Origin of the sequence: Ensifer sp. CCNWLY38 (assembly GCF_037120565.1) — a bacterium.
Classification (GTDB): domain Bacteria; phylum Pseudomonadota; class Alphaproteobacteria; order Rhizobiales; family Rhizobiaceae; genus Ensifer; species Ensifer adhaerens_H.
Genome location: NZ_JBBBBO010000004.1, coordinates 120,543 through 147,384 on the forward strand (window position 1 = coordinate 120,543; position 26,842 = coordinate 147,384).

Annotated in this window: 28 protein-coding genes; 14 read left to right on the top strand and 14 right to left on the bottom strand. The window is 62.4% G+C overall.

Annotation, left to right across the window (positions count from 1 at the left end; genetic code table 11):
* Nucleotides 1–154 precede the first annotated feature (154 nt).
* From V7S54_RS10180 to V7S54_RS10190, 3 genes are all read left to right on the top strand, one after another.
* On the top strand, nucleotides 155–1,111 hold the full coding sequence (locus tag V7S54_RS10180) for a helix-turn-helix domain-containing protein (protein ID WP_065375719.1): 957 nt from the start codon (nucleotides 155–157) through the stop codon (nucleotides 1,109–1,111).
* A gap of 396 nt (nucleotides 1,112–1,507) precedes the next feature.
* Nucleotides 1,508–3,016, top strand: a complete 1,509-nt coding sequence (gene adh / locus V7S54_RS10185; protein ID WP_065375718.1) for an aldehyde dehydrogenase — start codon at nucleotides 1,508–1,510, stop codon at nucleotides 3,014–3,016.
* 176 nt (nucleotides 3,017–3,192) lie between these two features.
* Complete coding sequence (locus tag V7S54_RS10190) at nucleotides 3,193–3,570, top strand: DUF779 domain-containing protein (protein WP_065375717.1); 378 nt, start codon at nucleotides 3,193–3,195, stop codon at nucleotides 3,568–3,570.
* 6 nt (nucleotides 3,571–3,576) lie between these two features.
* Here V7S54_RS10190 and V7S54_RS10195 read toward each other — a convergent pair whose 3' ends face one another.
* Complete coding sequence (locus tag V7S54_RS10195; RefSeq protein WP_234793133.1) at nucleotides 3,577–4,488, bottom strand: LysR family transcriptional regulator; 912 nt, start codon at nucleotides 4,486–4,488, stop codon at nucleotides 3,577–3,579.
* A gap of 105 nt (nucleotides 4,489–4,593) precedes the next feature.
* Here V7S54_RS10195 and V7S54_RS10200 point away from each other — a divergent pair, with 105 nt between their 5' ends.
* Nucleotides 4,594–5,622: an aldo/keto reductase gene (locus V7S54_RS10200; protein WP_065375716.1), complete on the top strand. Its 1,029-nt coding sequence runs from the start codon at nucleotides 4,594–4,596 to the stop codon at nucleotides 5,620–5,622.
* A gap of 73 nt (nucleotides 5,623–5,695) precedes the next feature.
* Here the strand turns inward: V7S54_RS10200 and V7S54_RS10205 are convergent, their stop codons facing one another.
* From V7S54_RS10205 to pgeF, 5 genes are all read right to left on the bottom strand, one after another.
* A complete protein-coding gene (locus tag V7S54_RS10205) occupies nucleotides 5,696–6,127 on the bottom strand; it encodes a hypothetical protein (protein WP_141679485.1) in 432 nt (143 codons plus the stop codon).
* Nucleotides 6,128–6,221: 94 nt separating this feature from the next.
* The gene (locus V7S54_RS10210; protein ID WP_057253136.1) at nucleotides 6,222–7,154 is read right to left on the bottom strand and encodes a ribose-phosphate pyrophosphokinase; all 933 of its coding nucleotides are present in this window, start codon (nucleotides 7,152–7,154) and stop codon (nucleotides 6,222–6,224) included.
* A gap of 207 nt (nucleotides 7,155–7,361) precedes the next feature.
* Complete coding sequence (locus tag V7S54_RS10215; RefSeq protein ID WP_065375750.1) at nucleotides 7,362–8,186, bottom strand: hypothetical protein; 825 nt, start codon at nucleotides 8,184–8,186, stop codon at nucleotides 7,362–7,364.
* 84 nt (nucleotides 8,187–8,270) lie between these two features.
* Nucleotides 8,271–9,422, bottom strand: coding sequence for a M24 family metallopeptidase (locus tag V7S54_RS10220; RefSeq protein ID WP_065375715.1), 1,152 nt, complete (start codon nucleotides 9,420–9,422; stop codon nucleotides 8,271–8,273).
* A 1-nt stretch (nucleotide 9,423) separates the two neighbouring features.
* Nucleotides 9,424–10,218, bottom strand: coding sequence for a peptidoglycan editing factor PgeF (gene pgeF / locus V7S54_RS10225; RefSeq protein ID WP_065375714.1), 795 nt, complete (start codon nucleotides 10,216–10,218; stop codon nucleotides 9,424–9,426).
* Between the two features lie 371 nt (nucleotides 10,219–10,589).
* Here pgeF and V7S54_RS10230 point away from each other — a divergent pair, with 371 nt between their 5' ends.
* The 3 genes from V7S54_RS10230 (at nucleotide 10,590) to V7S54_RS10240 (ending at nucleotide 14,318) form a co-directional block, all read left to right on the top strand.
* Nucleotides 10,590–11,732 (top strand): TRAP transporter substrate-binding protein, encoded by a 1,143-nt coding sequence (locus V7S54_RS10230; RefSeq protein ID WP_065375713.1) that lies wholly within the window; start codon nucleotides 10,590–10,592, stop codon nucleotides 11,730–11,732.
* Between the two features lie 178 nt (nucleotides 11,733–11,910).
* Nucleotides 11,911–12,579, top strand: a complete 669-nt coding sequence (locus V7S54_RS10235) for a TRAP transporter small permease subunit (RefSeq protein ID WP_057253142.1) — start codon at nucleotides 11,911–11,913, stop codon at nucleotides 12,577–12,579.
* Nucleotides 12,576–14,318, top strand: coding sequence for a TRAP transporter large permease (locus V7S54_RS10240; protein WP_065375712.1), 1,743 nt, complete (start codon nucleotides 12,576–12,578; stop codon nucleotides 14,316–14,318). Before V7S54_RS10235 ends, V7S54_RS10240 begins: the two co-directional genes overlap by 4 nt.
* A 123-nt stretch (nucleotides 14,319–14,441) precedes the next feature.
* On the opposite strand, the gene V7S54_RS10245 is transcribed toward V7S54_RS10240, so the two are convergent.
* Nucleotides 14,442–15,545, bottom strand: coding sequence for a class I SAM-dependent methyltransferase (locus V7S54_RS10245; RefSeq protein WP_065375711.1), 1,104 nt, complete (start codon nucleotides 15,543–15,545; stop codon nucleotides 14,442–14,444).
* 58 nt (nucleotides 15,546–15,603) lie between these two features.
* Nucleotides 15,604–16,440, bottom strand: coding sequence for a prolipoprotein diacylglyceryl transferase (gene lgt, locus V7S54_RS10250; RefSeq protein ID WP_065375710.1), 837 nt, complete (start codon nucleotides 16,438–16,440; stop codon nucleotides 15,604–15,606).
* A 215-nt stretch (nucleotides 16,441–16,655) separates the two neighbouring features.
* Here lgt and V7S54_RS10255 point away from each other — a divergent pair, with 215 nt between their 5' ends.
* From V7S54_RS10255 to V7S54_RS10280, 6 genes are all read left to right on the top strand, one after another.
* The gene (locus V7S54_RS10255) at nucleotides 16,656–16,916 is read left to right on the top strand and encodes an accessory factor UbiK family protein (protein WP_065375749.1); all 261 of its coding nucleotides are present in this window, start codon (nucleotides 16,656–16,658) and stop codon (nucleotides 16,914–16,916) included.
* A gap of 448 nt (nucleotides 16,917–17,364) precedes the next feature.
* On the top strand, nucleotides 17,365–17,865 hold the full coding sequence (locus tag V7S54_RS10260; RefSeq protein ID WP_043618087.1) for a YbjN domain-containing protein: 501 nt from the start codon (nucleotides 17,365–17,367) through the stop codon (nucleotides 17,863–17,865).
* A gap of 2 nt (nucleotides 17,866–17,867) precedes the next feature.
* On the top strand, nucleotides 17,868–18,686 hold the full coding sequence (proC, locus tag V7S54_RS10265; RefSeq protein WP_065375709.1) for a pyrroline-5-carboxylate reductase: 819 nt from the start codon (nucleotides 17,868–17,870) through the stop codon (nucleotides 18,684–18,686).
* Nucleotides 18,687–19,026: 340 nt separating this feature from the next.
* Complete coding sequence (locus V7S54_RS10270) at nucleotides 19,027–19,986, top strand: LysR family transcriptional regulator (protein WP_065375708.1); 960 nt, start codon at nucleotides 19,027–19,029, stop codon at nucleotides 19,984–19,986.
* 36 nt (nucleotides 19,987–20,022) lie between these two features.
* Nucleotides 20,023–20,364, top strand: a complete 342-nt coding sequence (locus tag V7S54_RS10275) for a tRNA-binding protein (RefSeq protein ID WP_065375707.1) — start codon at nucleotides 20,023–20,025, stop codon at nucleotides 20,362–20,364.
* 5 nt (nucleotides 20,365–20,369) lie between these two features.
* A complete protein-coding gene (locus V7S54_RS10280; RefSeq protein WP_065375706.1) occupies nucleotides 20,370–20,933 on the top strand; it encodes a dual specificity protein phosphatase family protein in 564 nt (187 codons plus the stop codon).
* Between the two features lie 3 nt (nucleotides 20,934–20,936).
* On the opposite strand, the gene V7S54_RS10285 is transcribed toward V7S54_RS10280, so the two are convergent.
* From V7S54_RS10285 to V7S54_RS10300, 4 genes are read right to left on the bottom strand one after another with little or no spacing between them, the layout of a single operon-like run.
* The gene (locus tag V7S54_RS10285; protein WP_210183811.1) at nucleotides 20,937–21,440 is read right to left on the bottom strand and encodes a tetratricopeptide repeat protein; all 504 of its coding nucleotides are present in this window, start codon (nucleotides 21,438–21,440) and stop codon (nucleotides 20,937–20,939) included.
* 55 nt (nucleotides 21,441–21,495) lie between these two features.
* Nucleotides 21,496–22,878, bottom strand: a complete 1,383-nt coding sequence (locus tag V7S54_RS10290) for an ATP-binding protein (protein ID WP_065375705.1) — start codon at nucleotides 22,876–22,878, stop codon at nucleotides 21,496–21,498.
* A gap of 32 nt (nucleotides 22,879–22,910) precedes the next feature.
* The gene (locus tag V7S54_RS10295; RefSeq protein WP_065375704.1) at nucleotides 22,911–23,612 is read right to left on the bottom strand and encodes a response regulator; all 702 of its coding nucleotides are present in this window, start codon (nucleotides 23,610–23,612) and stop codon (nucleotides 22,911–22,913) included.
* A 55-nt stretch (nucleotides 23,613–23,667) separates the two neighbouring features.
* The gene (locus V7S54_RS10300) at nucleotides 23,668–24,144 is read right to left on the bottom strand and encodes a MarR family winged helix-turn-helix transcriptional regulator (RefSeq protein WP_065375703.1); all 477 of its coding nucleotides are present in this window, start codon (nucleotides 24,142–24,144) and stop codon (nucleotides 23,668–23,670) included.
* A gap of 372 nt (nucleotides 24,145–24,516) precedes the next feature.
* Between V7S54_RS10300 and V7S54_RS10305 the strand changes: the two genes are divergently transcribed.
* The gene (locus V7S54_RS10305; protein ID WP_065375702.1) at nucleotides 24,517–25,407 is read left to right on the top strand and encodes a branched-chain amino acid aminotransferase; all 891 of its coding nucleotides are present in this window, start codon (nucleotides 24,517–24,519) and stop codon (nucleotides 25,405–25,407) included.
* Nucleotides 25,408–25,485: 78 nt separating this feature from the next.
* Here the strand turns inward: V7S54_RS10305 and V7S54_RS10310 are convergent, their stop codons facing one another.
* Nucleotides 25,486–25,752, bottom strand: a complete 267-nt coding sequence (locus V7S54_RS10310; RefSeq protein ID WP_034788698.1) for a hypothetical protein — start codon at nucleotides 25,750–25,752, stop codon at nucleotides 25,486–25,488.
* Between the two features lie 329 nt (nucleotides 25,753–26,081).
* Nucleotides 26,082–26,705, bottom strand: a complete 624-nt coding sequence (locus tag V7S54_RS10315; protein WP_336408379.1) for a DUF1236 domain-containing protein — start codon at nucleotides 26,703–26,705, stop codon at nucleotides 26,082–26,084.
* Between the last annotated feature and the right edge of the window lie 137 nt (nucleotides 26,706–26,842).

The window sequence follows — 26,842 nt, forward strand, 5'->3', positions numbered from 1 at the left end:
CCGATCAAACTCGCTGAGGGGGGCTGGCCCTCGAACCTTCGTCTGGCTGGACCTTTGCGGAGATCGTTGGCTATAGTGCCGCCCAAGCAGGTGCGCCGTTTGGGAGATCGGTCGCATCCGCCTTCGCCGGTCGACGCTTTCAGGGAGGAAGCCGATGCCTGCCGTCAGGGATCATTCGGAACTTGTCTATCGGGTCGCGCACCAGTCTTCGGCGGCGGCGAGCTCACCGGTGGCCGCGTCGTGGCGGCGCTGCATGACCCTGCACAAGCTTGCTCCGGAGGAAGCGCGTACGCCGCTTCGGCTGTCGGACAGCGAGTTTCGCTCCGTCCGCGAGCGCTCCGGTGAACTGCTGGCGGAGGCCGGTATCGAACTCGACCGGTTGTTTGCGACCGTCGGCAGGGCCGGCTGCTGCCTGCTCCTCACCGACAATGACGGCGTGGCGCTCGAGCGGCGCGGAGCGGTCGGCGACGACGCTGAATTCCGCGGCGTCGGGCTCTGGTCGGGAACGGTGTGGAGCGAGGCGAGTGTGGGCACCAACGGCATCGGCACGGCGATCGCCGATGAGCGCGCCGTCGTCATCCAGCGCGATCAGCATTTCCTGAGCAGCAATATCGGCTTGAGCTGCGCCACCGCGCCGATCCGCGATCATCGCGGGCGGTTGGCGGCGGCAATCGACATTTCCACCTGCCGCGACGATGCTTCCGAGATCACCATGTCGATCCTGTCGCAGGCGGTGCGTGACGCTGCCGCGCGTATCGAGGCCGGCCTTTTCCGTCGTGCCTTCGCCGGTGCGCGCATCGTGCTGGTGCCGGTGGATCGTGCCGGGCCGGCGCTCCTTGCCGTCGACCGCGATGATCTCGTGCTTGGTGCCACGCGTGCCGCACGGCAATGGCTCGAACTCGACGACCGGCGCATCGCCGCCGGGGTTCCGGCCTCCGACCTTCTTCGAGAGGACACGTCAGGCGATGCCGCCGAGCTTCCCGATGCTGAGCGCGCGGCGCTCCGGCGGGTGCTTTCGCGCGCCAGCGGCAACGTCTCCATGGCGGCCGACCTGCTCGGCATCAGCCGCGCCACCCTTTACCGCAAGATGAAGCGGCTCCAGGTCAACTGATTATCTCATAGTGAAAGATGCCCCTCACCCTAACCCTCTCCCCGCAGGCGGGGAGAGGGGACGTGGCCGCTACCGGCCTTCGCGGAGCAGCTTTACGTCGGCTTGAGGAAGGCGGCCGAGCGACAATATCCACCTCTGTTGCGGGAGGAACTCGGTGCTCGCGGCTTGCCCCTTCTCCCCGTGACAACGGGGAGAAGGTCCCGGCAGGGGGATGAGGGGCAGACGCTGATGCCTAATTTCTTTTGATTGCTGCACCGCAGCACGGGATCCAAGCCTACCTGTCTCAATTCTGAAACACATCGCGTCGCTGGTGCTTGCGCCTCACTATCGAAGACGCACGTTCAGTCGCACCTTCCTTCTCACAGCCCCGTTGCTGGTTCTCAGGGAGGAAAGACCATGTTGCATCAGAAGATCGTCGAAAGCCCGTTCAAGCAGAAATACGGCAACTTCATCGGAGGCGAATGGCGCGAGCCGGTGGCCGGGCGCTATTTCGACAACACGACGCCGGTGACCGGGGGCGTGCTTTGCCAGGTGGCGCGCTCGGACGCCGCCGATATCGAACTGGCGCTCGACGCCGCCCACGCCGTCCGAGAGAAATGGGGCCGGACGTCGGCCGCCGAGCGCTCCAACATCCTGATGAAGATCGCGGGCCGCATGGAGGACAATCTCGAGCTGCTGGCGCGCGCCGAAACCTTCGACAACGGCAAGCCGATCCGCGAGACCATGGCGGCCGACATTCCGCTTGCCATCGACCATTTCCGCTATTTCGCCGCCTGCATCCGTGCCCAGGAAGGCTCGATCGGTGAGATCGACCACGACACCGTCGCCTACCATTTCCATGAGCCGCTGGGCGTCGTCGGGCAGATCATTCCCTGGAATTTCCCGATCCTGATGGCCGCGTGGAAACTGGCACCGGCGCTGGCCGCCGGCAATTGCGTCGTCCTGAAACCGGCCGAGCAGACGCCGGCCTCGATCCTCGTCTGGGCGGAGCTGATCGGCGACCTCCTGCCTCCGGGCGTACTCAACATCGTCAACGGCTTCGGGCTTGAAGCGGGCAAGCCGCTCGCCACCAGCCCGCGCATCGCCAAAATCGCCTTTACCGGCGAAACGACGACCGGCCGGTTGATCATGCAATATGCCAGCCAGAACCTCATTCCGGTGACGCTGGAGCTCGGCGGCAAATCGCCGAACATCTTCTTTGCCGACGTGCTCGCTGAGGACGACGATTACTTCGACAAGGCGCTCGAAGGTTTTGCCATGTTCGCGCTAAACCAGGGCGAGGTTTGCACGTGCCCGAGCCGCGCTCTGGTTCAGGAAAGCATCTATGACCGCTTCATGGAACGGGCGGTAAAACGCGTCGAGGCGATCCGGCAGGGCAACCCGCTCGACAGCGCGACAATGATCGGCGCACAGGCCTCCAGTGAACAGCTCGAAAAGATCCTCTCCTACATCGACATCGGTCGCCAAGAAGGCGCCGAAGTGCTGACCGGCGGCGGCCGCAACGTGCTTGAGGGCGAGCTGGCCGAAGGCTTCTACGTCAAGCCGACGGTCTTCCGCGGGCACAACAAGATGCGGATCTTCCAGGAGGAAATCTTCGGACCGGTCGTTTCGGTCACCACCTTCAAGACCGAGGCGGAAGCGCTGGAGATCGCCAACGACACGCTCTACGGCCTCGGTGCCGGCGTCTGGAGCCGCGATGCCAACCGTTGCTATCGCTTCGGTCGCGAAATCCAGGCCGGCCGCGTCTGGACCAATTGCTACCACGCCTATCCGGCTCATGCGGCCTTCGGCGGTTACAAGCAGTCCGGCATCGGCCGCGAGACCCACAAGATGATGCTCGATCACTACCAGCAGACCAAGAACATGCTCGTGAGCTATAGCCCGAAGGCGCTCGGCTTCTTCTGATCGGACCCTGCTTTCCCCGCCGCTGGGGAAGGCGACACGAGCGGGAGGGAAGATAATCTCCACCTTTCCTCTTGCTCGACCGGCGGCTGAGGTGTGCTCTCCACCCGCGCCTCAGCCGACCAATACGGGATGCGCGATCGAATGGGAGGCTCGCCTTGTCCAGCGAACTGACAGGAATGACCGAGGTCAACGAACCGCGCGTACTCGCGACGGATGCGGCGCTCGAACTGATCGCCGAAATCCGACGCGACCACCCCGATATCCTGTTTCACCAGTCCGGCGGCTGCTGCGACGGCTCGTCGCCCATGTGTTATCCGGCGGATGATTACATCGTCGGCGACAACGACGTGAAGCTCGGCGAGATCGGCGGCGTCCCCGTCTATATCAGCGCCAGCCAGTTCGAGGTCTGGAAACACACGCAACTGATCATCGACGTGGTGCCGGGCAGGGGCGGCATGTTCTCACTCGACAATGGGCGGGAGAAACGTTTCCTTACGCGCTCGCGCCTGTTTGGTGGTGGCGAGGCGTGCGCCGTGATCTTTCGAGGGCGCTGACGCGACCTACTTCCGCTCTCGCGCGATCTTTGCTGCCAGATCGAGAAGGGCCCGCAATTTCGGCTGGGTCTGGGCCTTGGCGGGGAAATAGATGAAGAGGCCTGGCGACGTCGGCAGGTAGGCTTCGAGCACCCGCTCGAGACGGCCGGTTGCGACAGCGTCGCGCACCGAAAGGTCCGGCAGGTAGGCGAGCCCAGTGCCGGCTTCCGCCATCTCCATGAGCATCTGGAAATCATTGACGGTCAGCCCGCCGGGTACGTCGACGGAAAAGTCGCGTCCCTCCCGCTCGAACTCCCAGCGATAGATCGTGCCGGATGCCGGGTAGCGATAACGGATCGCCTCGTGGCGTGTCAGCTCTTCGGGCGTTTGCGGCCGACCTCGCTTCGTAAAGTACGAAGGTGACCCGACCACGGCCCAGGTGATGTCGGGCGTCAGCCGAACCGCAATCATGTCCCGTTCGACCGCTTCGCCGATGCGGATGCCGGCATCGAAGGCGCGCTCAGTGATATCGACAGCGGCATCATCGATCGAGATTTCCACGGAAACGTCCGGATAGGCCTGGCGGAAGCGCGGCAAAAGCGGCGTCAGCACCAGCGGGATCGCCATGCGCGGCACGGTCAGCCTGAGATTGCCCATGGGCCGGTCGCGAAAGTCTCCGAGCAACTCATAGGCATCGGTGATCTCGAAAGCAGCGGGACGCACGCGCTTCAGGAAGGCGCTACCGGCTTCGGTGAGGGCGACGCGCCGTGTGGTGCGCACGAAGAGCTGGAGGCCGAGACGCGCTTCGAGCGCCCGGATCGTCTGGCTGACTGCATTCGGCGTGACGCCGAGCGTCGCTGCCGCGGCCGTGAAGCTGCTGCTCTCGGCAACCGCCAGGAATTCTCTTAGCCCGTTGAACGGATCGCGTGTCATTGCCATTATGAAGCTCTGCTTCTGAAGCCTTAAAGATAACAGCTATTTTTCATCGCAATCAACTTTGGCATGGTCTCCTCACACCGCTTCCTTCAAGCAATGGAGAGCGACATGCAATACACGACGCTTGGAAACACCGGTCTGGTGGTCTCGCGCCTTGCTTTCGGCGCCATGACCTTCACCGCCGGCGACCGCAGCCTCGGCGCCGTCTACAAGACCGATGCCGAAGCGGCCAATGCCCTTGTCGGACAGGCGCTGGATGCCGGCATCAACTTCTTCGATACGGCCGACGCCTATGCCTCCGGGCAATCGGAACGGATCCTGGGCGCGGCGCTCAAGTCCCGTCGCGACGAGGTGGTGATCGCCACCAAGGTCGGCTTCCGCACCGGAACGCCGTTGACCCAGGCCGGCCTTTCGCGCCGCCATATCCTCTGGTCGGTCGACGAGAGCCTCAAACGCCTCGGTACCGATTGGATCGATACCTACATCGTCCACAAGGAGGATCCGCACACGCCGCTCGAAGAAACGCTGCTGGCACTCGATGCGGTCGTGCGGTCCGGCAAGGTGCGCTACATCGGCTTTTCGAACTGGTCGGCCTGGAAGGTTGCGGCCGCTCTCGAAATCCAAAAGGCCAACGGCCTCGCTCCCTTCACTCATGGCCAGATGCATTATTCCTTGCTTGGTCGCGACGTGGAGCGTGACATCATCCCGATGCTGCAGCGATACGGGCTGGGGCTGACTGTCTGGAGCCCGCTCGCTTCGGGCTTTCTTTCGGGTAAGTACACGCGCGAAAATCTCGGCGATCCGAACAACCGCTATTCCGGTTTCGACATCCTGCCCTTCGACAAGGAACACGGGTTCAAGCTGGTGGAGCGCATGCGGGCGATCGCCGATCACCATGGCGCGAGCGTGGCGCAGGTAGCGATCGCCTGGCTGCTTTCGAAGAAGGCGGTGACGAGCGTGCTCCTCGGAGCCTCCAAGCCGCACCAGCTCAAGGACAATCTTGGGTCGGCCGATCTTGTTCTGACCCAGGCGGAAATCTCGGCGCTCGATGCCGAGACGGTGCCGATGCCGGTTTATCCCAACTGGTTCATCGACAACCTCGTCGACCAGCCGGTGGTGCAGGCGCTGGGCAGGTAATCGCCTCCCACAAAGAAAAACGCCGGCGCATGGCGCCGGCGTAAATTTGGGGGGAATTCGCGAGCTTGTCTCGTCATTCCGATGTTGCGAGCGCCTCAATCGCTGCCGAACCTAGATCTTCATCTGAACCAATGACGCTTACAGTTTTGCCCGTTAGCGGAACGAACCCGCTCTTGACGCCTTCATTTCGTGTCGGGATCAACCTTACCGTTGCCTCACAGCTCGTTTCGACCTCTAGGCATTTAGCTGCTTTCAAGAATCTACCGAACGATTTTACCCCCGCTAGAACGAGCACTGGATCGAATAGGTTTGTGAGCGACCTCGGGTGCGGGACATTCTCGCAAGATGCTGCCAGGCACTTCCTAATCGCGCGGCCCACTTCTCCGACATCAGTCTTGTCGATACTCAAAACTGGAGCATTGAGAATCCAAAGCCCTACAGTCGTCTTTGATGAACTGTGAACGTAAAGCATGCCCTCACGCTCATAGATTGTTGCAGCTTTCATTCAGGCTCGCCTTGTTCGCGGTACTTGTCGCTCAACGAAAAACGCCGGCGCTTTGACGCCGGCGTTTCCATCAATTCGCGCGTTCGCAACGAACTCAGTCGAAGAGGCTCGAGACCGACTCTTCCTGGCTGGTGCGGCTGATGGCTTCGCCAAGCAGGCCAGCGGTGGTGATCACGCGGATGTTGTGGGCGGACTGGACGGCCGTGGTCGGCTGGATCGAGTCGGTGATGACAAGTTCCTTCAGCATCGACGAGGTGACGCGGGCAACCGCGCCGCCGGAGAGAACGCCGTGGGTGATGTAGGCGGTGACGCTGGTGGCGCCGTTCTTTAGGAGCGCTTCGGCCGCGTTGCAGAGCGTGCCACCCGAGTCGACGATGTCGTCGATCAGCAGGCAGTCCTTGCCCTTCACGTCGCCGATGACGTTCATGACTTCCGATTCACCCGGACGGTCGCGGCGCTTGTCGACGATTGCCAACAGACAGTCGAGGCGCTTGGCGAGTGCGCGGGCACGCACCACGCCGCCAACGTCGGGCGAAACGACCATGACGTTCTTGAGGTCGTAGTTTTCCTTGACGTCGCGCGCCAGGATCGGGATCGCATAAAGGTTGTCGGTCGGGATGTCGAAGAAGCCCTGGATCTGCCCGGCGTGAAGATCAAGGGTCAGCACGCGGTCGGCGCCGGCTTCGGTGATCAGGTTGGCGACGAGCTTGGCAGAGATCGGCGTGCGCGGACCGGCTTTGCGATCCTGGCGGGCATAGCCGAAATAGGGAAGCACTGCGGTGATGCGGCGAGCGGAAGAGCGGCGCACCGCGTCGATCATGATGAGCAGTTCCATCAGGTGATCGTTGGTGGGGAAAGAAGTCGACTGGATGATGAACACATCCTCGCCGCGCACGTTTTCGCCGATCTCGACGAAGATTTCCTGATCGGCGAACCGGCGTACCGCCGCTTTGCCGAGAGGCAGGTTGAGATAGTTGCAGATCGCTTCGGCCAGCAGCCGGTTCGAATTGCCTGCGAAAACCTTCATTGACGGACCGCCTTGAGCTGGCGCGGTCACCGTCCGGTACTTTTCCGGGAGCGGTGTGTTCCGCGCAGATTCCGAGAGCCATTCCAATCGCGGACATTCTTTGCGGATGGCCGCCGTTCAGAGCTGATCGGCCGCTTTTTAGCGAGACTGAACTTGAATGCAAGGGGAATGCTGCGCCGCGAAGGCCAATATCCTAAAAACTTTGCATCAACCGGCCTGAGATTGCCGCCATTCGAGGTAGGCGTTGATGGTTTTCGTCGCGATTCCCTGCATGGTTGCCGCCGGCACGCCGCTCCACAAGTCGGCGCCGCCGCCGGGAACCGAGTCCTGTCCCTGGATGCGGTGCAGGCGGTTGCCGCTGCCGTCGAGCACGTCCCAGACATAGACGACGGTGGTCTTGTCGCCGTCTTTGAGCGTAGAGAAGTAGCCCTTGAGGATATGTTCGCTGCTGGCATCGCCAGAGCCCTTGATCGTCAGGCCGTGTGCGCGCGCTTCGGCCCCAAGCTGCTTGGAGAGCGGCGTGACCGCTTGGACCGGCGCGCCGATGATCGGCAGGAACCGGATCGTTCCACTGGTGGCGGCACTTGCCTTTGGCAGCGAAGCGACGCTCGGCTGGTCTTGGATCTCTTCGGCAGCGGCTGCCGTCTGTTGCACTGGCGTCTGTTGTACCGGGGTCGGTTGGCTCTGGATCGTGTTCTGGGCTGGTGCTGCACCGGCGGCAAGCCGGCTCGCCTGGGCCTCGAACGTGCCGGCCGGATCGGTATAGGTCGCATCGCCGCTGGCATAGGCCGTCGGCGTGTTCGAAGCGACGGGCTGAGGAGAGTAGGCGGTGGTCTGGCTGACGGGTTCGCGCTGCACTGGGGCGACGGCGGTCTGGTTCGACATGGCGTCGAGGTCGGATTGCGTCACCGGCGGCGAGCGAAAGGTTCCCGCGCCGACGTCGACCTGCGGCGTCAGCATGTCGGTGCTGTTGCAGCCGGCCAGGGCAACGAGGAGGCCGAGGCCAACAATAGGCGTGGTGAGCTTTCGCATGTTCAAACCGTCCGTTTTCTTCGCGGCAGTTTTTGAAACGTCTCCTGTCGTCTGCCAGTTCAAAGCAATTCTAGGCGGATTTCCCTAAGCAGAAATGAAGTCCAGGCCATAGCGCGACAGCGCACGCGGCGTATCCGTGGTGGTGAGGTAGGTCTGGCCGAGGGTCATGGCCGTGCCGCTGTCGGAATCCATGATGATCATGTGCACGAACAGCGACATGTTCGGCTCGATCTCCTGCGGGTTGCCGAGATGGAACATCTGGTGCTCCATCCAGGAGGGCGAGAAGCGGGCGCCGAGCGAGTAACCGCAGGCGTTAAGGCGGTGACGGGCGAGGCCGCGCTCGTCCATGATCTTGGCATGCATGTCGAAGACGGTGCCGAAGGTGTTGCCGGGACGAAGCACCATCTCGATGGCCTGGATGGTTTCGCGGCAGGCGCTGTAGAGTTCGCGGTGACGGTTGGTCGGCTCGCCAATGACAACGGTGCGCATCATCGCGGCGTGATAGTGGGCGCTGACGCCGGCCCATTCGAGGGTGAGTTGGTCCTGGCTGTCGAGCACGCGGCGCCCGGACTTGTAGCGGCAGAGCAGCGCATCGGCGCCGGAGCCGATGATGAATTCGTTGGCCGGATAATCGCCGCCGCCGGCCAGAATCTTGCCCTGCATCGCCGCGAGGATGTCGGCTTCGTTGCCGCCGGGACGGATCAGCGGCAGCGCGGCATCGAGCGCATCGTCGGCAAGACTTGCCGCCTTCTCGACATAGGCGATCTCGGCGTCGCTCTTGATGAGCCGCAGACGGCTGACGAGGTAAGAGGCGTCGATTATCTCGCCGAAGGTCTGGAGCTGGCGGTCGAGCAGGCGGGCGACGCGGCCGGTCATGCCATGCGTGTCGTATTCGACGCCGATGCGGCAGCCGAGCAGGTCGAGTTCGCTCAAGAGGTTCTTGAGATCCAGGGTCGGATCGGCATTGGCCCGGTCCACCCAGATCTCGATGCGCTCGATATTGGAGGTGTGGCGTGCCTGGCGCAGGTCGGCCGAGCGCGTCAGCAAGACCATGGAGCCATCCTTCTTCACGACCAGCGTCTGGAAGAAGCAGTAGCCGAAGCTGTCGTAGCCCGTCAGCCAGTACATGCTCTCCTGGGCGAAAAGCAGCACGGCATCGAGCTTCTCCTCGCGCATCTTCTCCGTCAGCCGCTCGAGACGGCTTGCATATTCTTCCTGGGCAAATTGAAGCGCCATGTCAGGTCCCCCGTATACAAATGGCGGAAATCTGCCGGCCGTAGTCCGGTTCCTGCCTGTGTGTCGTCCGCCGGTAGGAGAAGAAGCGCTCCTCGTCGGCATAGGTGCAGATATCGAGATTTTCGGCTGTTACGCCTGCTTCGGTCAACCGCCGGATCGTGAGACCCGGCAGGTCGAACATTGCGTGGCCGTCGCGGTCGGACGGCCTGAAATAGGTTGTGTAGCTGTCGTTCGCCGAGACGAAGCGCTCGACGAATTCGGCACCGACTTCGTAGTTGCGATGGCTGATCGACGGGCCGAGGCAGGCGACGATGCGCTCGCGCCGGGCGCCGAGCGAGACCATCGCGTCGATCGTGCTTTCGAGCACGCCGCCAAGCGCGCCCTTCCAGCCGGCATGGGCCGCGCCGATGACATTGGCTTCAGCGTCGGCAAAGAGGATCGGGCCGCAATCGGCCGAGAGCACGCCGAGCACGATGCCGGGCGTCGCCGTCACCAACGCATCAGCCTCAGGGCGGCTACCGTCATAGCTTTCGTCGACCACGATGGCGTTGGGGGAATGGACCTGATGAACCGTCGCCAGCCGTTCCAGCGGCGCGCCGAACCAGCCCGCGACGCGGGTGCGGTTCTCGTTGACATGGGCTCTTTCGTCCTTCGAACCGAGGCCGACATTGAGGCCGCGATAGAGCCCTTCGGAAACGCCGCCCTGGCGGGTGAAATAGCCATGGGCGATTGCCGGCCCGACCTTCTCGCCGAAAAGCGAGCTCTGCACGGGAGAAAGCGCGGCGTCATGCTGCATCGGTATATTTGCCTTTGCTTTATGAATAAATTCAATGGGTTTGGGGGCGCGCTCCGGCCCGGCGACTGGCGGCTGATTTGCCGGCGCGATGTTGACCCGCGATGGCTGGGCTGTCAATTCCCGAACGATAGGGGGAGCCAGCGGCCTGTGATTTCGAGGGGCAGTCATCGCTCGGCCACCGCCGCTACGCGCTGACGAAAACGCCTTCCTTCGACGCCCGCATCTGCACGAGGCCCGCGGAAAAACAAGAGGTCGGGATGGCGCCTTACCTGCAGGCTTTTGAGCGACGCTGCGTGCAATCTTTGCGTGGGGCTCTGCATAAGAGTATTATCTAATATAGCAAGAAATGCTTGTGCCTTCGGGAGGAGCATATGAAGCGAAGAACCCATATCGAGGGACGGATTTCGCGTCGCAAATTCCTGGGCGGTGCGGCAATAGCGGGGGTCGCAACGGTCGCCGCGCCTAGCGTTGTCAAGGCGCAGGGGCCGATCAGCATGCGCTGGCAAAGCACCTGGCCATCCAAGGACATCTTTCACGAATTCGCGCTCGACTTCGCCAGGAAGGTCAATGATATGACCGGTGGCGATTTGAAGATAGAAGTGCTGCCCGCTGGTGCCGTGGTGCCGGCCTTCGGCCTGCTCGACGCCGTATCGCAAGGAACGTTGGACGGCGGTCACGGCGTCCTCGTCTACCATTACGGCAAGCAGGCGGCGCTCGCGCTATGGGGCTCTGGCCCGGGTTTCGCCATGGATGCCAACATGCTGCTCGCCTGGCACAAATACGGCGGCGGCAAGGAACTACTCGCAAAACTGTATGAATCCATTGGCGCCAACGTGGTCTCGTTCCCCTATGGGCCGATGCCGACCCAGCCGCTTGGCTGGTTCAAGAAGCCAGTCGCAAAGCCCGAGGATCTTCAGGGCCTGAAGTTCCGTACCGTGGGCATCTCGATCGATGTCTTCACCGGCCTCGGCGCGGCGGTCAACGCGCTGCCGGCCGGCGAAATCGTTGCGGCGCTCGATCGAGGCCTGATCGACGCGGCCGAGTTCAACAACGCCTCGTCCGACCGGGTGCTCGGTTTCCCGGATGTATCGAAGATTTGCATGCTGCAGAGCTACCACCAGAATGGCGAGCAGTTCGAAGTGATGTTCAACAAGCCGAAGTACGACGGTCTGCCTGATCAGATGAAGGCGATCATCACCAACGCCGTCGAGGCGGCATCTCAGGATATGGCCTGGAAGGCGATCGATCGCTATTCCACGGACTACCGGGAGATGCAGACCGTCGACAAGGTCAAGTTCTACAAGACCCCGGAGGCAATTCTCAAGAAGCAACTGGAGGTCTACGACGAGGTGGTGAAGAAGAAGGCAGCGGAAAACCCGCTGTTCAAGGAAGTGCTCCAGTCCCAGCTCGTTTTTGCCGAGCGGGCCACGCGCTGGGAACAGGACACCGTCGTCAGTCGGCGGCTGGCATTCGACCACTACTTCGGACAGGAAGGCGTGGCGAAGGATCTCTAAGGCACGGCCGCTTCGCGTCAATCAGACGGGATTCAGGCGGAAGACCGGCTCATCTCATTTCGCACATCGGAGACAGTCGAAGGATCACACTATTCGATAAATCAAAGCGTTACAGCGAACTCTGTGCGTTCTTGAAAGGCGCGCCGCTGTAGCGCCCCTCTTGCAGCGGGGGGCATGCGTGAACGTTCAGCATTTTCTGCTCAGGGTCGATGCGACCAGCGTGTGGATCGGCAAAGCCGCAGCCTGGCTGATTATCGGGCTGATGACGATGGTCTGCGTAGAGGTCGTCAAACGCTACATCCTGAACATGCCGACGGCCTGGATATTCGATGCCAGCAACATGTTCTATGGCTCGCTGTTCATGCTCGCGGGGGCATACGCCTTGGCGCAGAATGCTCATGTACGCGGCGACTTCCTCTACAGCTCCATGAGGCCGCGCACGCAAGCCGCCCTCGATCTGGTCCTCTACGTCCTCTTCTTCCTGCCCGGCGTCGCCGCGCTCGTTTACGCCGGCTACGATTATGCAGCACTTTCCTGGCGGATCGGCGAGCATTCGACCGTGACGGCGGAGGGGCCGCCTATCTACTATTTCAAAACCGTCATTCCGGTCGCTGGCGGCTTCGTCCTGCTTCAGGGGCTGGCCGAGATCACGCGCTGCATCGTTTGCCTGCGGACCGGCGAATGGCCAAGTCGGCTCAAGGATGTGGAGGAGCTCGACGTCGTCGCCGAGCAGCTCGAGCACAGCGAGCATGTCGACGCGGAAACGCGCGAGGCTGCGATCGAGCGTGCGCAGGCGATCGACAGGGCGGCGCGGCAACGGGGAATGGGGGGAGACGGCGAGACGTGAGCGATCCACTCCTCGGACTGGCGATGCTGATGCTCATCGTGGTGGTCATCATGATGGGGTTTCCGACGGCGTTTACGCTGATGGGGCTTGGCATGCTCTTCGGCTTCTACGCCTTCTACAATCCGGCCGAGCACTGGATCGACAATCGCGTCTTCGACCTGATGGTGCAGCGTACCTATGGGGCGATGACCAATGACGTTCTGATCTCGATCCCGTTGTTCGTGCTCATGGGCTACGTGATGGAGCGGGGTGCGCTGGTCGACAAGATGTTCTACAGCATCCAGCTCGCATTCAAACGGGTGCCTGCGTCGCTCGCCGTCGCTACCCTCATCGTCTGTACCTTCTGGGGCATCGCCAGCGGCCTCGTCGGTGCGGTGGTCGTGCTGATGGGCGTGATTGCGTTCAATCCGATGTTACGCGCCGGCTATGACGTGAAGCTTGCCTCCGGTGTGATCACGGCGGGCGGTACCCTCGGCATCCTGATCCCGCCCTCGGTGATGATCATCGTCTATGCCGCAGTCGCGGGACAATCCGTGGTGAAACTCTACGCCGCTGCCATGTTCCCCGGGTTCTTCCTCGCGCTGCTCTACCTCGCCTATATTCTCGGCTGGGCGCTCATCAGCCCGAAGATCGCTCCGCCGCTGCCTGCGGAGCAGACCAAGGTGCCCGTCAGAGCGTGGATGCGGGGCCTGCAAGCGTCGTACTCGCAGAACATGCTGGCGGGGCTCTCTCGCGCACTAGTCTCACCGGCAAGGGCGCTGGCTCTCGAAACCGAGGAGGGCTCTCTCACCTATTGGGCTCTCGTCAAGAATTTCTGCGCTGCCTTGGTACCGCTAGCACTGACGACTTTCACGATGGCGCTCGTATGGTGGTATGTCGTCATCCATCCGCAGGCATCGGCGGAGGCGGAGGCGCCGGAAGGGCTGGAACAGCTCGGGGCACCGGCGGCGGATGCCGCGCCGACCGCGATCAACGGGCCGGCGACAAGCTTCCTCGTGTCCTTCTGGTTGATTGCCACGATCGCTGCGGTGGTGCTCGTCCGCTACTACCGCAATATGAGTGCCGAGCGGCTGCAGGTCGTGAAGCTTCTGATCTCCTCCGTCATGCCGCTCGCCATCCTCACCATAGTCGTGCTCGGCGTAATCCTCTTCGGGATCACCACGGCGACCGAGTCTGCAGCCGTCGGTGCGGCGGGGGCTTTCCTGCTCGCATTCCAGGCCCGGACGCTCAACTGGAAGCGCACAAAGGAAGCGGTGTTTCTAACAGCGAAGACCACGGCCATGGTGTGCTGGCTCTTCGTGGGCTCGGCTTTGTTTTCCGCCGTCTTCGCGATACTTGGCGGCCAGGCGCTGATCGAGCAATGGGTGCTATCGCTCGATCTGACGCCGGTACAATTCATGATTCTTTCGCAGGCGATCATCTTCCTGCTCGGCTGGCCGCTCGAGTGGACCGAGATCATCATCATCTTTGTGCCGATTTTTCTGCCGTTGCTAAAGCACTTCGGCATCGATCCGGTGATTTGGGGCGTTCTCGTCTTCGTCAACCTGCAGGCGGCATTTCTGTCGCCCCCAGTCGCGATGTCAGCTTTTTATCTGAAGGGTGTCGCGCCGCCGCATGTGACGATCAACCAGATCTTCGCGGGCATGATGCCCTATATGCTGATCGTCGTGCTCTGCATGGTCATCATGTATCTGTGGCCGGGCATAACCCTCTGGCTCCCGAACTATCTTTACGGCTGACCGTGCGCTACTGCATGTTTCCTTAAATCCTAGCCGATTTAAGGATAAAAACATGCAACAACTCAAAGTGCTACAGCGACCTTTGCGCGTCCGATAAGACGCGCGGCGCTGTAGGCTGTGCGCTCAGGGCTTCGGCTTGCGGAAGGGCGACAGCGGCACCGGAGGGCTGCTGACGGCGAGAACCTTGAACAGTTCCCCCATCTTTCCAACACCGGCTCCGGCGAGCCTTTCCACGTCCTGGCGAATGCCCTCTTGGGTGAGCGCATCCTTGTCGCGACCGAGTGCCGCGGCGCGGTCCAGAAGACCGAGACCGACCAGGAAATCGCCCTGGTGCGCAAGGCCGTTGATCTGCACGTCGTCAGTCTTGGCGCGGCGGGCGAGTTGCTCGAAATCGACATGGCTGGTGAGATCGGCCCGGCCCGGATTGGCGAGTGGCGGATCATATTCGTGATCGCGAACGGCCTGCAGCGTATCGCCATAGCCGGTGGCAAGATGGCCGTAGTCGATGATCACCGCTGTGCCGCCGCTGATCTTCAGCCGCTCGCAAAGCGCGGACATGACAGCATCGCGGGCAGGAGCGATCTCGAAGATCGTGCCTTCGGCCAAACCCTGCGCCGGGGTCGGCAAGAGGCCCGGATCGATGCCGGCGACGCCGGCAGCAAAGGTCAGTTGGTCATCGGCATCAAGCCCGACCACGCGCTCGCGGAACCCTTGCGCGGTGCGCACGAATTGCCGGATCGGAATGGCGTCAAACAGCTCGTTGGCGGCAAGCAGCAGGAAGCCTTCAGGCAAAGTCTCGAAGCTTGCATGCCACTCGACCTTGTTGCCATGGGCGACCAGGGTTTCGGACTGAATTTTGCGCAGGCGCTCGCTGGTCTCGACGAGGTGCACGCCGGCGGATGCATAGAGCTCCGGCGCGAGGCGGCGCACCACACGCAGCATATCGGCCATCATCGTGCCGCGGCCGGGGCCGATTTCGGCGATCACCGCGCCTTCGGGCTTGCCGTGTTGCTGCCAGGCGTGGACCAGAAAGACGCCGATCATCTCTCCGAAGAGCTGGCTGATCTCCGGCGCCGTGGTGAAATCGCCCTCTTTGCCGAAAGGTTCGTGAACCCGGTAGTAGCCGTGCTCAGGATCCGCGAGGCAAAGCGAGAAGTAATCGGTGACGCTGATCGGCCCGTGAGCCTTGATCAGCGCCTTGATCTTGTCCGCAAGTGGTGTCGTCATGCCTTCGTCCAGTTAGCGGGAGGCGGCCGGAAGCCGCACGCCCTTGCCTTATCCGCTCTCAGGCGGCTGCGCGCCGCGCCCGGGCAACCGCCCAGATGCCGGCGAGCGCCATCGGCACCGAAAGCAGCATGCCCATCGTCAGCCAGCCACCGACAAGATAGCCGATCTGCGCGTCCGGTTCGCGGAAGAATTCGACGAAAATGCGGCTTGAGGCATAGCCAAGCACGAAGATGCCGGTGACGAGGCCCGGCGACTTCAGCGCCTGGCGACGGTAGATGAACCAGGCAAGCACGCACAGAAGCACGAGGCCTTCAAGGGCGGCTTCGTAGAGCTGGCTCGGGTGGCGGGCGAAGGGCCCGCCGGTCGGGAAGACGATTGCCCAGGGCATCGAGGAGAGGCGCCCCCAGAGCTCGCCGTTGATGAAATTGGCGATACGGCCGAAGAACAGGCCGATCGGGACGACGGCGGCGACGATATCGAACAGGCTCCAGAGAACGATGCCGTTGCGCCGCGCGAAGATGATCATCGCGAGCGTCGTGCCGAGGAAGCCGCCGTGGAACGACATGCCGCCGTTCCAGATCTCAATGGCGCGGATCGGATTGGCGAGAACGGAACCGAGATCGTAGAAGAGGATGTAGCCGATGCGGCCGCCGAGAACGATACCGCCGGCCGCCCAGAGCAGGAAATCGTCGAGTTGCTGCAGCGTGACCGCCGGGGTCTCGGTGCGCCAGAGCGCTGCGTTCATCGCCAGGCGGCGCGCATAGAACCAGCCGATCAGGATGCCCGCAACATAGGCGAGCCCGTACCAGTGGACGGCGAGAGGCCCGATCTGGAAGATGACGGGGTCGATTTCGGGGAAGGGAAGGATGGCGAGACGGGTCGCTAGAGTTTCCAAGATATGTTCTCGTGCCTATTTCTCGTGCAGGGGCCGGTCGTTTCGGCGGAACATGGCGAGCGATTTCCGCCGGGTCAAGGCGCCGATGGGGGCGGTTCGGACACACCGGCGTGATTTGGCATGTGATTTTCCTTGCATCCGCTCGCCGCTGACCCTACCTGAAATTCATGACCGCATCGCAATGCGAGGCGATGGCTGAAATGGAGATCGCGACGATGAGCACAGGCGCAAACCGCATTCTGGATGACTTTGCCAAGATCATGACCGATGCCGCAGGTGCCGCCCAGGGCGTGCGCCGCGAGGTCGAGACCGCCTTCCGCGCACAGGCCGAACGCGCACTGAACTCGCTCGACGTGGTCAAGCGCGAGGAGTTCGAGATGGTCAAGGAAATGGCGATCAAGGCGCGCGAGGAAAACGATGCGCTGCTCGCCCGCATTGAGGCATTGGAAGCGCGTCTCGTTGATACTGGCAAGTAACGCGATTCCCTCGAAATAACGGCATTCCAGCGTTTTTGCTGCGCCCGCGGATCGATTTCGCGGGCGTTTTGCTGTCGCTTATCTGTCACCGTTGGAGAGGGCGTTAAGGCAGGTTAATAAAACGTGAAAAGTTTTCCACCTGTGGACACTGCCGAAAAACCCTTATGGCAGAGTCGGTTAAGCTCTCGCGCTTCATCCAAATGACAACGTGGACGCGATTCATCCCGGCTATTTTTCGGCCCGGGGGCTGGCAGCCTGACTCCGCCATTATACACTGATTTTAAATGATGATTCGAAACGAACCACGCAAGCTCCGGGCAGGGTAAGTCAGCCAGGATGGATGTGAGTTCAGCAATCATAGTGTGTTTGTAATCGGTGTTGGGTTTGCAGCGTTGCGTCTTGTGAGCGTGATGATGCACGTCTGCGCCACACCTATACAGGGTGATGCATGAGCCTTTTGGAAATGGAAGTCGAGCGCCAATCCAACCCGGTCGATATGATCGAGTTCGTGGCCGCAAATAACGACTGGTCGTTCGAGCGATCCGGCGAAGACGAAATCGCCATGACGGTCGAAGGCAAGTGGGCAGACTACCACGTTTCCTTTTCCTGGATGGAGGAGTTCGAGGCTCTGCACCTTGCCTGCGCCTTCGACATCAAGGTGCCGGAAAGCCGGGTCAACGAAGTCATCCGCCTGCTCTCCCATATCAACGGGCAGGTGCTGATGGGCCACTTCGACCTGTGGCGCCAGGAGGAAGTGGTGATCTTCCGCCAGTCGCTGCTGCTTGCCGGCGGTGCCGAGCCGACCAACCAGCAGGTCGAAGTTCTGCTTTCGAGCGCACTCGACGCTTGCGAATCCTATTATCAGGCGTTTCAATTCGTCGTCTGGTCCGGCATGGACGCGCAGCGCGCCGTCGATGCGGTCCTGTTCGAAACGGTTGGAGAGGCTTGATCATGACGAATGCCGCTTCCGGTCCCATCGTCCTCGTCGGCGCCGGCAATATGGGCGGCGCCATGCTTTCCGGCTGGCTGAAGAGCGGCGTTAGGGGTGCCGACGTGCTCGTCGTCGATCCCGGCCCGCCACCGGCCATGGCCAAGCTCATTGCCGACAACGGCGTGACATATGCGGCCTCGGCGCCATCCGGTGTTCAGGCGGGCGTGATCTTCCTCGCGGTCAAGCCGCAGGTGATGGACGCCGTGCTACCGCCGTTGAAGCCGCTCGTCGGTCCGGATACCGTCATTGTCTCGGTTGCCGCCGGCAAGACGCTCGCCTTCATCGAAACCCACTTGGGTGCTGCCGCCACGGTTCGCGCCATGCCGAACACACCGGCGATGATCGGCCGGGGCGTTACCGGTGCCTTTGCCAATGCGCGTGTCAGCGAAGCGCAGCGCAGCCAGGTTCACGATCTGTTGAAGGTCAGCGGGCCCGTCGAATGGGTCAGGACCGAGGCCGAGATCGACGCAGTGACGGCGGTTTCGGGCAGCGGCCCGGCCTATGTCTTCTACCTCGTCGAGTGCATGGCGGAGGCGGGCCGCAAGGCCGGCCTCGAAGCGGACCTCGCCATGCGGCTCGCGCGGGAAACCGTCGCAGGCGCTGGCGAACTGCTGCACCAGTCCCCGGACGAGGCGGCGCGTCTGCGCCAGAACGTGACCTCGCCCGGCGGTACGACAGCGGCAGCGCTCTCCGTGCTGATGGCCGACGACGGCATGCAGCCGCTGTTCGACAAGGCGATCGCCGCCGCGCGCAAGCGGGCGGAAGAGCTGGCGGGCTGAGCTCACGAAACCCGGGTGCCGCAATGGCGCCGGCGTGAGGTCGCTCTACGGCGCGCGTGGGGGAGCGCCTGCGCCTTGTCCAGGGCTTCTATGCCGGTCGAACAGGCACCTCCAGATCGCGCCCATTGCCCGGCGACACATGTCGCGGATCGCGGCGTTGCGCTGACGTCTCGCCCAGGAATGTAGCTGGTAGCTCGCCGGCATATCCATCCGCTGCTCATCCATTTCCGTCACCGCTCGGGCTCCCCTGTCTGAGTTCCAGGTCCAAGCTACAGCCTATCGTCGGCCGCGATAATCCATGTTAAGTTCCGTTCATCTGTGACGAAATGGAATAGATGCGATGGACCGACAGGAAGCCATGGCGGTGTTTCTCACCGTCGTCGAGGAGGGGGATTTCTCGGCGGCGGCGCGGCGGCTGCGCATGACACCATCGGCCGTCAGCAAGATCATCGGCCGGCTGGAGGCGCGCCTCGGCGTGCGGCTGCTGCAGCGATCGACGCGCAGCATCAGCCTCACCAGCGAAGGCAGCGCCTATGCGGAGTCGGCCCGTCGTATCCTCGGCGATATCGAGGATGCCGAGTTTGCGATCCAACCGGGCGCCGAGCCGCGCGGCCGTCTGCGGGTCAGTCTGCCGAGCGCCTTCGGTCATCGCCTGATCGTGCCCATGCTGCCGACCTTCATCGAGCGGTTCCCCGCGATCGATCTGGAGCTCGATTTCAGCGACGCGATCGTCGATCTCATGAACGGTGACGCGGATGTCGCCATACGGGTTGCCGCGCAAAGCGACAGTACGCTGGTGACGCGGCGGCTGGCATCGAACCGTCGTGTCATCTGTGCGGCGCCGGGATATCTCGAAAGGCACGGCATTCCCAAGATGCCTGATGACCTGCAACGGCACGTCTGCCTTGCCATTACCGCCCATGGCCGCCTCAACGTCTGGGAGTTCCAGGATGGCAACGGCCGGCATGCGATCCGTGTTCGTGGTTCCGTCGAAGCCAACAGCACGGAAGCGCTGAGGCACCTCGCGCTCGCCGGCATTGGGATCGTGCGGCTCTCCGAAATTCTTGTCGGTGGAGATATCCGGGCGGGCTTGCTGGTGCCGCTTCTGACCGATTGCAATTATGCCGAGGCGGAACCAATCACCGTGGTTTACCCGCACCGGCGTTTCCTGCCGCCGCGTGTGCGCGTCTTCGTCGATTTCCTTGCCGAGCAGTTCGCGCGCCGCCCCTGGGAAGAGGCAAGATTTCGCGGGGGACCTGCCGATATCGGCGCGCTTCCGGAATCTCCCCCGATGCTTTAAGCCCGGCGGCACAGACTTTTCACAACGGGAATTGTTATGGCTGAAACTATTGAATTTGCTGATTTCGAGCGCGTGGACATTCGTGTGGGCACGATCGTCGAGGCCGAGCCTTTTCCCGAGGCACGCAAGCCGGCCTTCAAGCTGAAAATCGATTTCGGTCCGGAAATCGGCATGAAAAAGTCATCGGCGCAAATCACGGTGCACTATCGTCCGGAAGATCTCGTCGGGCGGCAGGTGCTGGGCGTGGTCAATTTTCCGCCGCGCCAGATCGGCCCGGTTCGCTCCGAAGTGCTGACGCTGGGTTTTGCAGACGAGGCCGGCGCGATCGTGCTGGCTGCCACCGAACGGCCGGTTCCCAACGGCAAAAAATTGATGTGATCCCAATGACCATTGCCTTCGAAGTGATCCCCGAGCGCGTCAAGGTCTCGTGCCTGTGGCGCGCTGCCGACGCCGCGCGCGATTGGCGCGCGAGCCACGTGCTCTCGCTGCTCGATCCGGAACTGCCGGACGCCAACGTGCCAGTCATTACCGATGCGAGCCACCGGGTCGTGCGCATGCGCGACCAGGAAAACCTGACCGCCACCCAGCATTTCCCGGATCTGGTCCTCGAAGTGTTCGAGACGATGCGGCCGGCGGCGGAGGATGTGGAGAGCCGCATTCTCGTGCATTGCCACGCCGGCGTCAGCCGCTCCACTGCCTTTGCCTATGGGTTGATCGCCCATCAGCTTGGTGCCGGCCGCGAGGACGAAGCCTTCCGGGCGCTGCTGACGATCACCCGCAAGCCCTGGCCGAACCGGCGGATCATCGAGATCCTCGACGCAGCGCTTGGCCACGAGGGCCGACTGCTCGCGCCGCTTGATGTCATGCGCGCCCGCCATCCGCGCCGCATCGACGCCTGGCGCCGCTTCAACGAACGCCGCGGCCTGACGTCGATCTACAAGCGCTAGCGTCTACTGATCTGACAGCAGCGTCTCGGCGTAGCGCTTGAGCGAACGATTGTAGCGGGGGAGGTGGCGCGACAGGCTGCCGAGCGCAAGCGCGGCCGCTTCTTTCGCGCGACCGGCGTCGACCAGGCACAGCGCCAGGAATGCGGCAACCGCATCGTCGAGCTCGTCCGACGGCTTGGTCTGTTCGGCGGTGAGCAAGGCGACGCCTTCGCCAGCGCGGCCGAGATTGCGCAGCGTGCTGGCGAGCTGGATCGTGGCGCGCCGCCGGCGAATTCCCTTGAGGCCGTTTTCCAGCGCCTGCCGATAGAGAGGCTCGGCTTCCGTCTCATGGCCGGTCGAATCCTGCGCCGAGGCCTGTTCGAACAGGCCTACGGCGTGTCCCGCCGGCAGTTCGGCTGCAAGTGCCTCGATGCGAGCGATGAAGGTCTCTGCGTCGATGGGATCGAAGGCAGCCCACAGTTCGGCCAACTGTCGTTCCCAGTCGTTCCAGTCGATACCGTCCGACACGGCCCGCTCCCTCGTCCATTCCCCTGGCGAGCAGTGGCCCGTCTGCGCCGTGTCGTCAAGCCGGTACGCGCACCGTTGCCCGGAGGCCGCCGAGCGGGCTGTCGCCAAGGGTGACGTTGCCGCCGTGGCTGCGGGCGATGTCGCGGGCGATCGCAAGGCCGAGGCCGGTGCCGGAGCTGTCGAGATTGCGCGCCTCGTCGAGACGGAAGAACGGCTTGAACACGTCCTCGCGCGATCGCTCAGGGATGCCCGGACCGTCATCGTCGACGGTGATGGTGACCCACTTGGCGCTGTGGCGGGCGTCGATGTTGACGGTGTTGGCGTAGCGATAGGCGTTCGAGGCGAGATTGGCGACGAGGCGGGTAAAGGCGTTTGGCCTGACCCGAACCTCATCTTCGCCCTCGACCGAGGTGGTCAGCGTCTTCCCGAGCAGTTCGGCTTCCGCCGCAAGCCGGGTCATCAGGTCGCTGAGTTTCAGCTGGCCGACATCTTCCTCCGCTTCGCTGCGGGCGAAGGCGAGGTAGCCCTCCAACATGTTCTGCATGTCCTCGACATCCTGGTTCAGGCTTTCGAGATCCGGATTGTTGCCGGCGAGCGCCAGCTGCAGCTTGAAGCGGGTGAGGATGGTTCTGAGGTCGTGGCTGACACCGGTCAGCATCGCGGTGCGCTGTTCGATCTGGCGCTCGATGCGTTCGCGCATCAGGATGAAGGCAAGGCCGGCGCGGCGGATCTCGTCGGCCCCGCGCGGCGCGAAGTCGTCGATCTTCTGACCCTTGCCGAAGCTCTCGGCAGCCTTGGTCAGCGCCAGGATAGGCCGGATCTGGCCACGCAGGAACAGGATTGCGATCGCCAGCAGCACCAGCGATGCGGCCACCATCCAGACGAGGAAGATATGGGTGTTGGAAGCATAGGCCTGGTTTCGCCGGGCATAGACACGCAGGATGCGTCCGTCATCGAGCTTGATGCGGATCTCGACGAGCTTGGAGTTGCCGACCGTATCGATCCAGAAGGGGCGGCGGACCTGGTTGGAAATCTCCTCGCCGAGGATCTGGTCGAGGATTTCGAAGAAGGGGCTCGGCCGAGGCGGAGGCAGCTCGCCCGGCGGCTCGACGGAAATGCTGAGGTCGAGCTGCTCGCGGGCGATGCGGATGATCTCGGCAATGTTGCGGTCGTCGGGGAAGGTATCGATCAGATCGACGATCGCGGCGATATCGCTGGTGACGGCGGCCGACAGGCGCTGCGTCACCAGCTGCCAGTGGCGTTCCATGAAGATGAAGGCGACGACCGATTGCAGCAGCACCATCGGGATAATGACGATGAGCAGCGAACGGGCATAAAGACCCATCGGCAGGCGGCGGCGCAGCCAACGTGTGATGCGCCTCCAAGCATTGTCGCTCGAGCCCGCCGCTCCGCTCTCAATGCCGTCAAAGCTTGCCATGGGACTCTGCACTCATCGGAAGGGCTATCATCTCAGTCCACGCTCAGTCGGTAGCCGATGCCGCGCACCGTCTGCAGCCAGACGGGATTGGACGGATCGTCCTCGATCTTGCGCCGCAGACGGTTGATCTGCACGTCGATCGTGCGCTCGCCGACCTCGGCGTCGTCGCCGATCAGCTCGTGGCGCGGAATGGTCTCGCCGGCGCGCTGGGAAAAGAGCGCCATGATCTCCTGCTCGCGGTCGGTCAGCCGGATGTGATCGGCGCCGCGCCTGAGTTCCTTGCGCACCACCGAGAAGGTGTAGGGGCCGAAGATCACCTGATCGACCTTGGGAGCCTGGGCCGGCTGGTTGCGGCGCAGGATATTGTTGATGCGCAGCACCAGTTCGCGCGGCTCGAAGGGCTTCGACAGATAGTCGTCGGCCCCGGCCTCGAGGCCTTCGATGCGCGAATTCGATTCCGCCAGCGCCGTCAGCATCAGGATCGGCACGGTCTTGATCTGGCGGAGGCTATTGGTCAGCGAGATGCCGCTTTCGCCCGGCATCATCACGTCGACGATCAGAAGATCGAAGTCGAGGCCGACGAGCTTGCGCCGCGCTTCGTCCGCATCGGACGCGGTCGTCACGCGAAATCCCTGTTCGACCAGATAGCGGTTGAGGAGATCGCGGATGCGCCGGTCGTCGTCAACGACCAGAAGGTGAGCCGCATCGTCCGAGACAGTCGCTTTTGTCGTCATTCCACGCTTCCCTGGTTCCAGGCTCCGGAGCCGTCTGCCGGCGGCGAGCCTCGTGTCAGTCTGCGGCGTTCTTCATTCCGGCGAGAAAGCGTTTGACCGTCTCCCGCGCGCCCGGACCCGTACTTGCCAATGCATCGGCTATGCGGCGGGACTGTGGCTCGGCCAGCGCACGCGCCAGCGCCTTGCCTTCCTCTGTCGTATAGAGCATGCGCTGGCGCCGGTCTTCAGGGCCGGTCTCCTGGCGGATGTAGCCGGAGTCGATCAGTTGTTTGAGCACACGGGCGAGGCTCTGCTTGGTGATCTTCAGCGTGTCCAAGAGGTCGGCGACGGTCATGCCGGGCTCGCGGTCGACGAAGTGGACGACCCGGTGATGCGCCCGTCCGAAGCCGCTCTTCTCGAGGATCGCGTCCGGGTCGGAAGTGAAGTCGCGATAGGCAAAGAAGAGCAGCTCGATGATCTCGAAATCGATCGTGTCATCATCGGCGGCGGCATCGGTGAGATACCGGGTGTTCTCTTTGGATTGGCCGGCCACGCGGTCATTTCCTTTCAGCCAGATTGCAACTTGCGAAACATTCGAAAAAATACGTCAGCTTTATTGACATATTTTTACCGCATCGTTAGCGTCCTTGCTCGGTAAGCGAGACATTTGGCGTTGGCAACACCTCACTGCATGTTCCCTTAAATCCTATCCGATTTAGGGATAGAAACATGTAGCAATTCAAAGTGCTACAGCGACCTTTGCGCGTCTCGTAAGACGCGCGGCGCTGTAGGAGGATATGCCGCGCCGTTCCGATCGCAAATCCAAAATCACGAAATTGAATTTTCCCTCAATCAGTTTGCCGATAAACTGAAAGCAGGACGATAATCAACTAAGAATGGCGCATATGCGCCGGAGGATGACACCATGGCAGCGGTTCCTTTTGATCAGTTGGACGGAGAGATCTGGTTCAACGGCGAGTTCGTCGCATGGAAGGACGCCAAGGTACATGTGCTGACCCACGGCCTGCACTATGCCAGCGCGGTCTTCGAGGGCGAGCGCGCCTATGGCGGACGTATCTTCAAGCTGAACGAGCACAACCAGCGCCTTCATAACTCGGCCGATATCCTCGGCTTCAAGATTCCCTATTCGGTGGAAGAACTGGATGCTGCGAGCGTCGAGCTTCTGAAACGCCAGGGCTTCTCCGAGGCCTATGTGCGGCCGATCGCCTGGCGCGGCAGTGAAAGCATGGGTGTTTCGGCGCAGAACAACCGCATCAATGTCGCCATCGCCATCTGGCAGTGGGGCAGCTATTTCAACCCGGCGGAGAAACTGAAGGGCATTCGCCTCGACATCGCCGAGTATCGCCGCCCGGATCCGCAGACGGCACCTTCGAAGTCCAAGGCAGCCGGTCTCTACATGATCTGCACCATCTCCAAGCATGCGGCGGAAGCCAAGGGCTATGCGGATGCGATGATGCTCGACTATCGCGGCCGGGTGGCCGAAGCGACGGGCGCCAATATCTTCTTCGTCAAGGACGGTGTCATCCACACGCCGGTGCCGGATTGCTTCCTCGACGGCATCACCCGCCGTACGGTCATCGAGCTTGCCAAGCGCCGCGGCTACGAGGTCGTCGAGCGGGCGATCATGCCGGAGGAATTGTCCGGTTTCAGCGAGTGCTTCCTCACGGGGTCCGCTGCCGAAGTGACGCCGGTTTCCGAAATCGGTCCCCATCGCTTCACGCCGGCGACGATCTGCGAAACGCTGATGAACGACTATATGAAGGAAGTCTACCCGGTTGCCGCGGCCGCCGAGTGAGCCCGTCAGGGTAAGTTCAGAATGCAGAAAAGGCGGCCCTGGGCCGCCTTTTGTCTTGCTACGGATATGATCGCAGAGTTAGGCGGTCTTCCCCAAGAACTGCCCGACGATACCGCTCAGCACGCCGCCGCCGACGAGGCCGCCGATGGCCTGCATGGCAAGGCCTGTCGCGGCTGCTTCGCCGCCGAGCATCTGAATGAGGAAACCTCCGCCCAGGCCGCCGATCGCGCCGACGATGGTCCGTGCGACGACACCGAATGCCTGCTGCTTCAACACTGCGCTGGCCGCGTTGCCGCCGGCCGCCCCCGCGATCAATTGGGTAATGATAGGCATTAATGCTTCCATTGATCCCTCCGTGTCGTGGCTCGTCGTGGACGGGCCACTAAAAGCCGATGATCCGGCACCGATAGGTTGAGGCCGAATCTGGATTATTGTCAATTTGAATGAAATGACCGCCCCGGTGGCCGGATCCTAGCCCATTGAAATGGTTTGATTTCAGCTGGAAGCGGCGTTTCGTGGCGCCAGACAGAGAAGCTTGCGCCGGCGTCGAGAAGGATCGGTTTCAGTCTTCGCACGATGAAGCGGATGATTCGTGCATGCACCAAACCGTGGGAGAAGAGGTGCGGAAAGCACCGTAGGCTCCGGCGACCCCTCGGTCGCCGGAGAATCAATGCCTATCGATAGACGTAGACGATGCGTCGGGTCGCTGGCTCGACCAGGACGGGCTGGCCGTTGATGCTGACATAGTCGTAGTTATAGTCAGGCACGCGGCGGACCGTGACGGTCTGCGGCAGCGCTGCGCCGACCACGACTTCGCCGTCGAGATAGACGGTCTCGCCAGGGTTCGACGTGATGTAGGTGCGCACGGTGTCCGGCGGCACGATCGGATCGATCTCTTCGACCGGGCCGATCAACTCATCGCCGCTGCTGACGATGACAGGATCGTTCGGCTGCGCCTCATAGGTGACGGCGGGAATGGCGAGGTCGGCGCGACGTTCCTGAACCACGACGGCCGAACCGCCGAAGTCAGTCGTCAGATATTGCGCATAGACCCAGCCGCGCACGCCATTGATGTCGATGCGGCACCATTTGCTGCCTTCGATGCAGCCGTCGATGACCGCGGTGCTACCACGGGCCGCCAGGCCGACTGTCGGATATTGAGGGCCTGGACCCGTGCGGATGTTGAGGTCCGTGACTGTGGTCGCGGTCATGGCTGCAAAGGCGGCCGGTATGCCGACCGTCAACACCAAACCCGCGGTCGCAGCGGCTCGCAACAGGGGGCGGGTAAGCTTCACCATCATCTTTCTCCTCTTATTGATGAAGGCGGAACGCGCCCGCGCGCGCGGATGTTCCCCCGGGAACGTCACGAAATGTGACGCCGTGACATTCTTCCTCTGCTGCCGCGGCCCAAGGCCCGAAGAAACAAGCAGCGGGA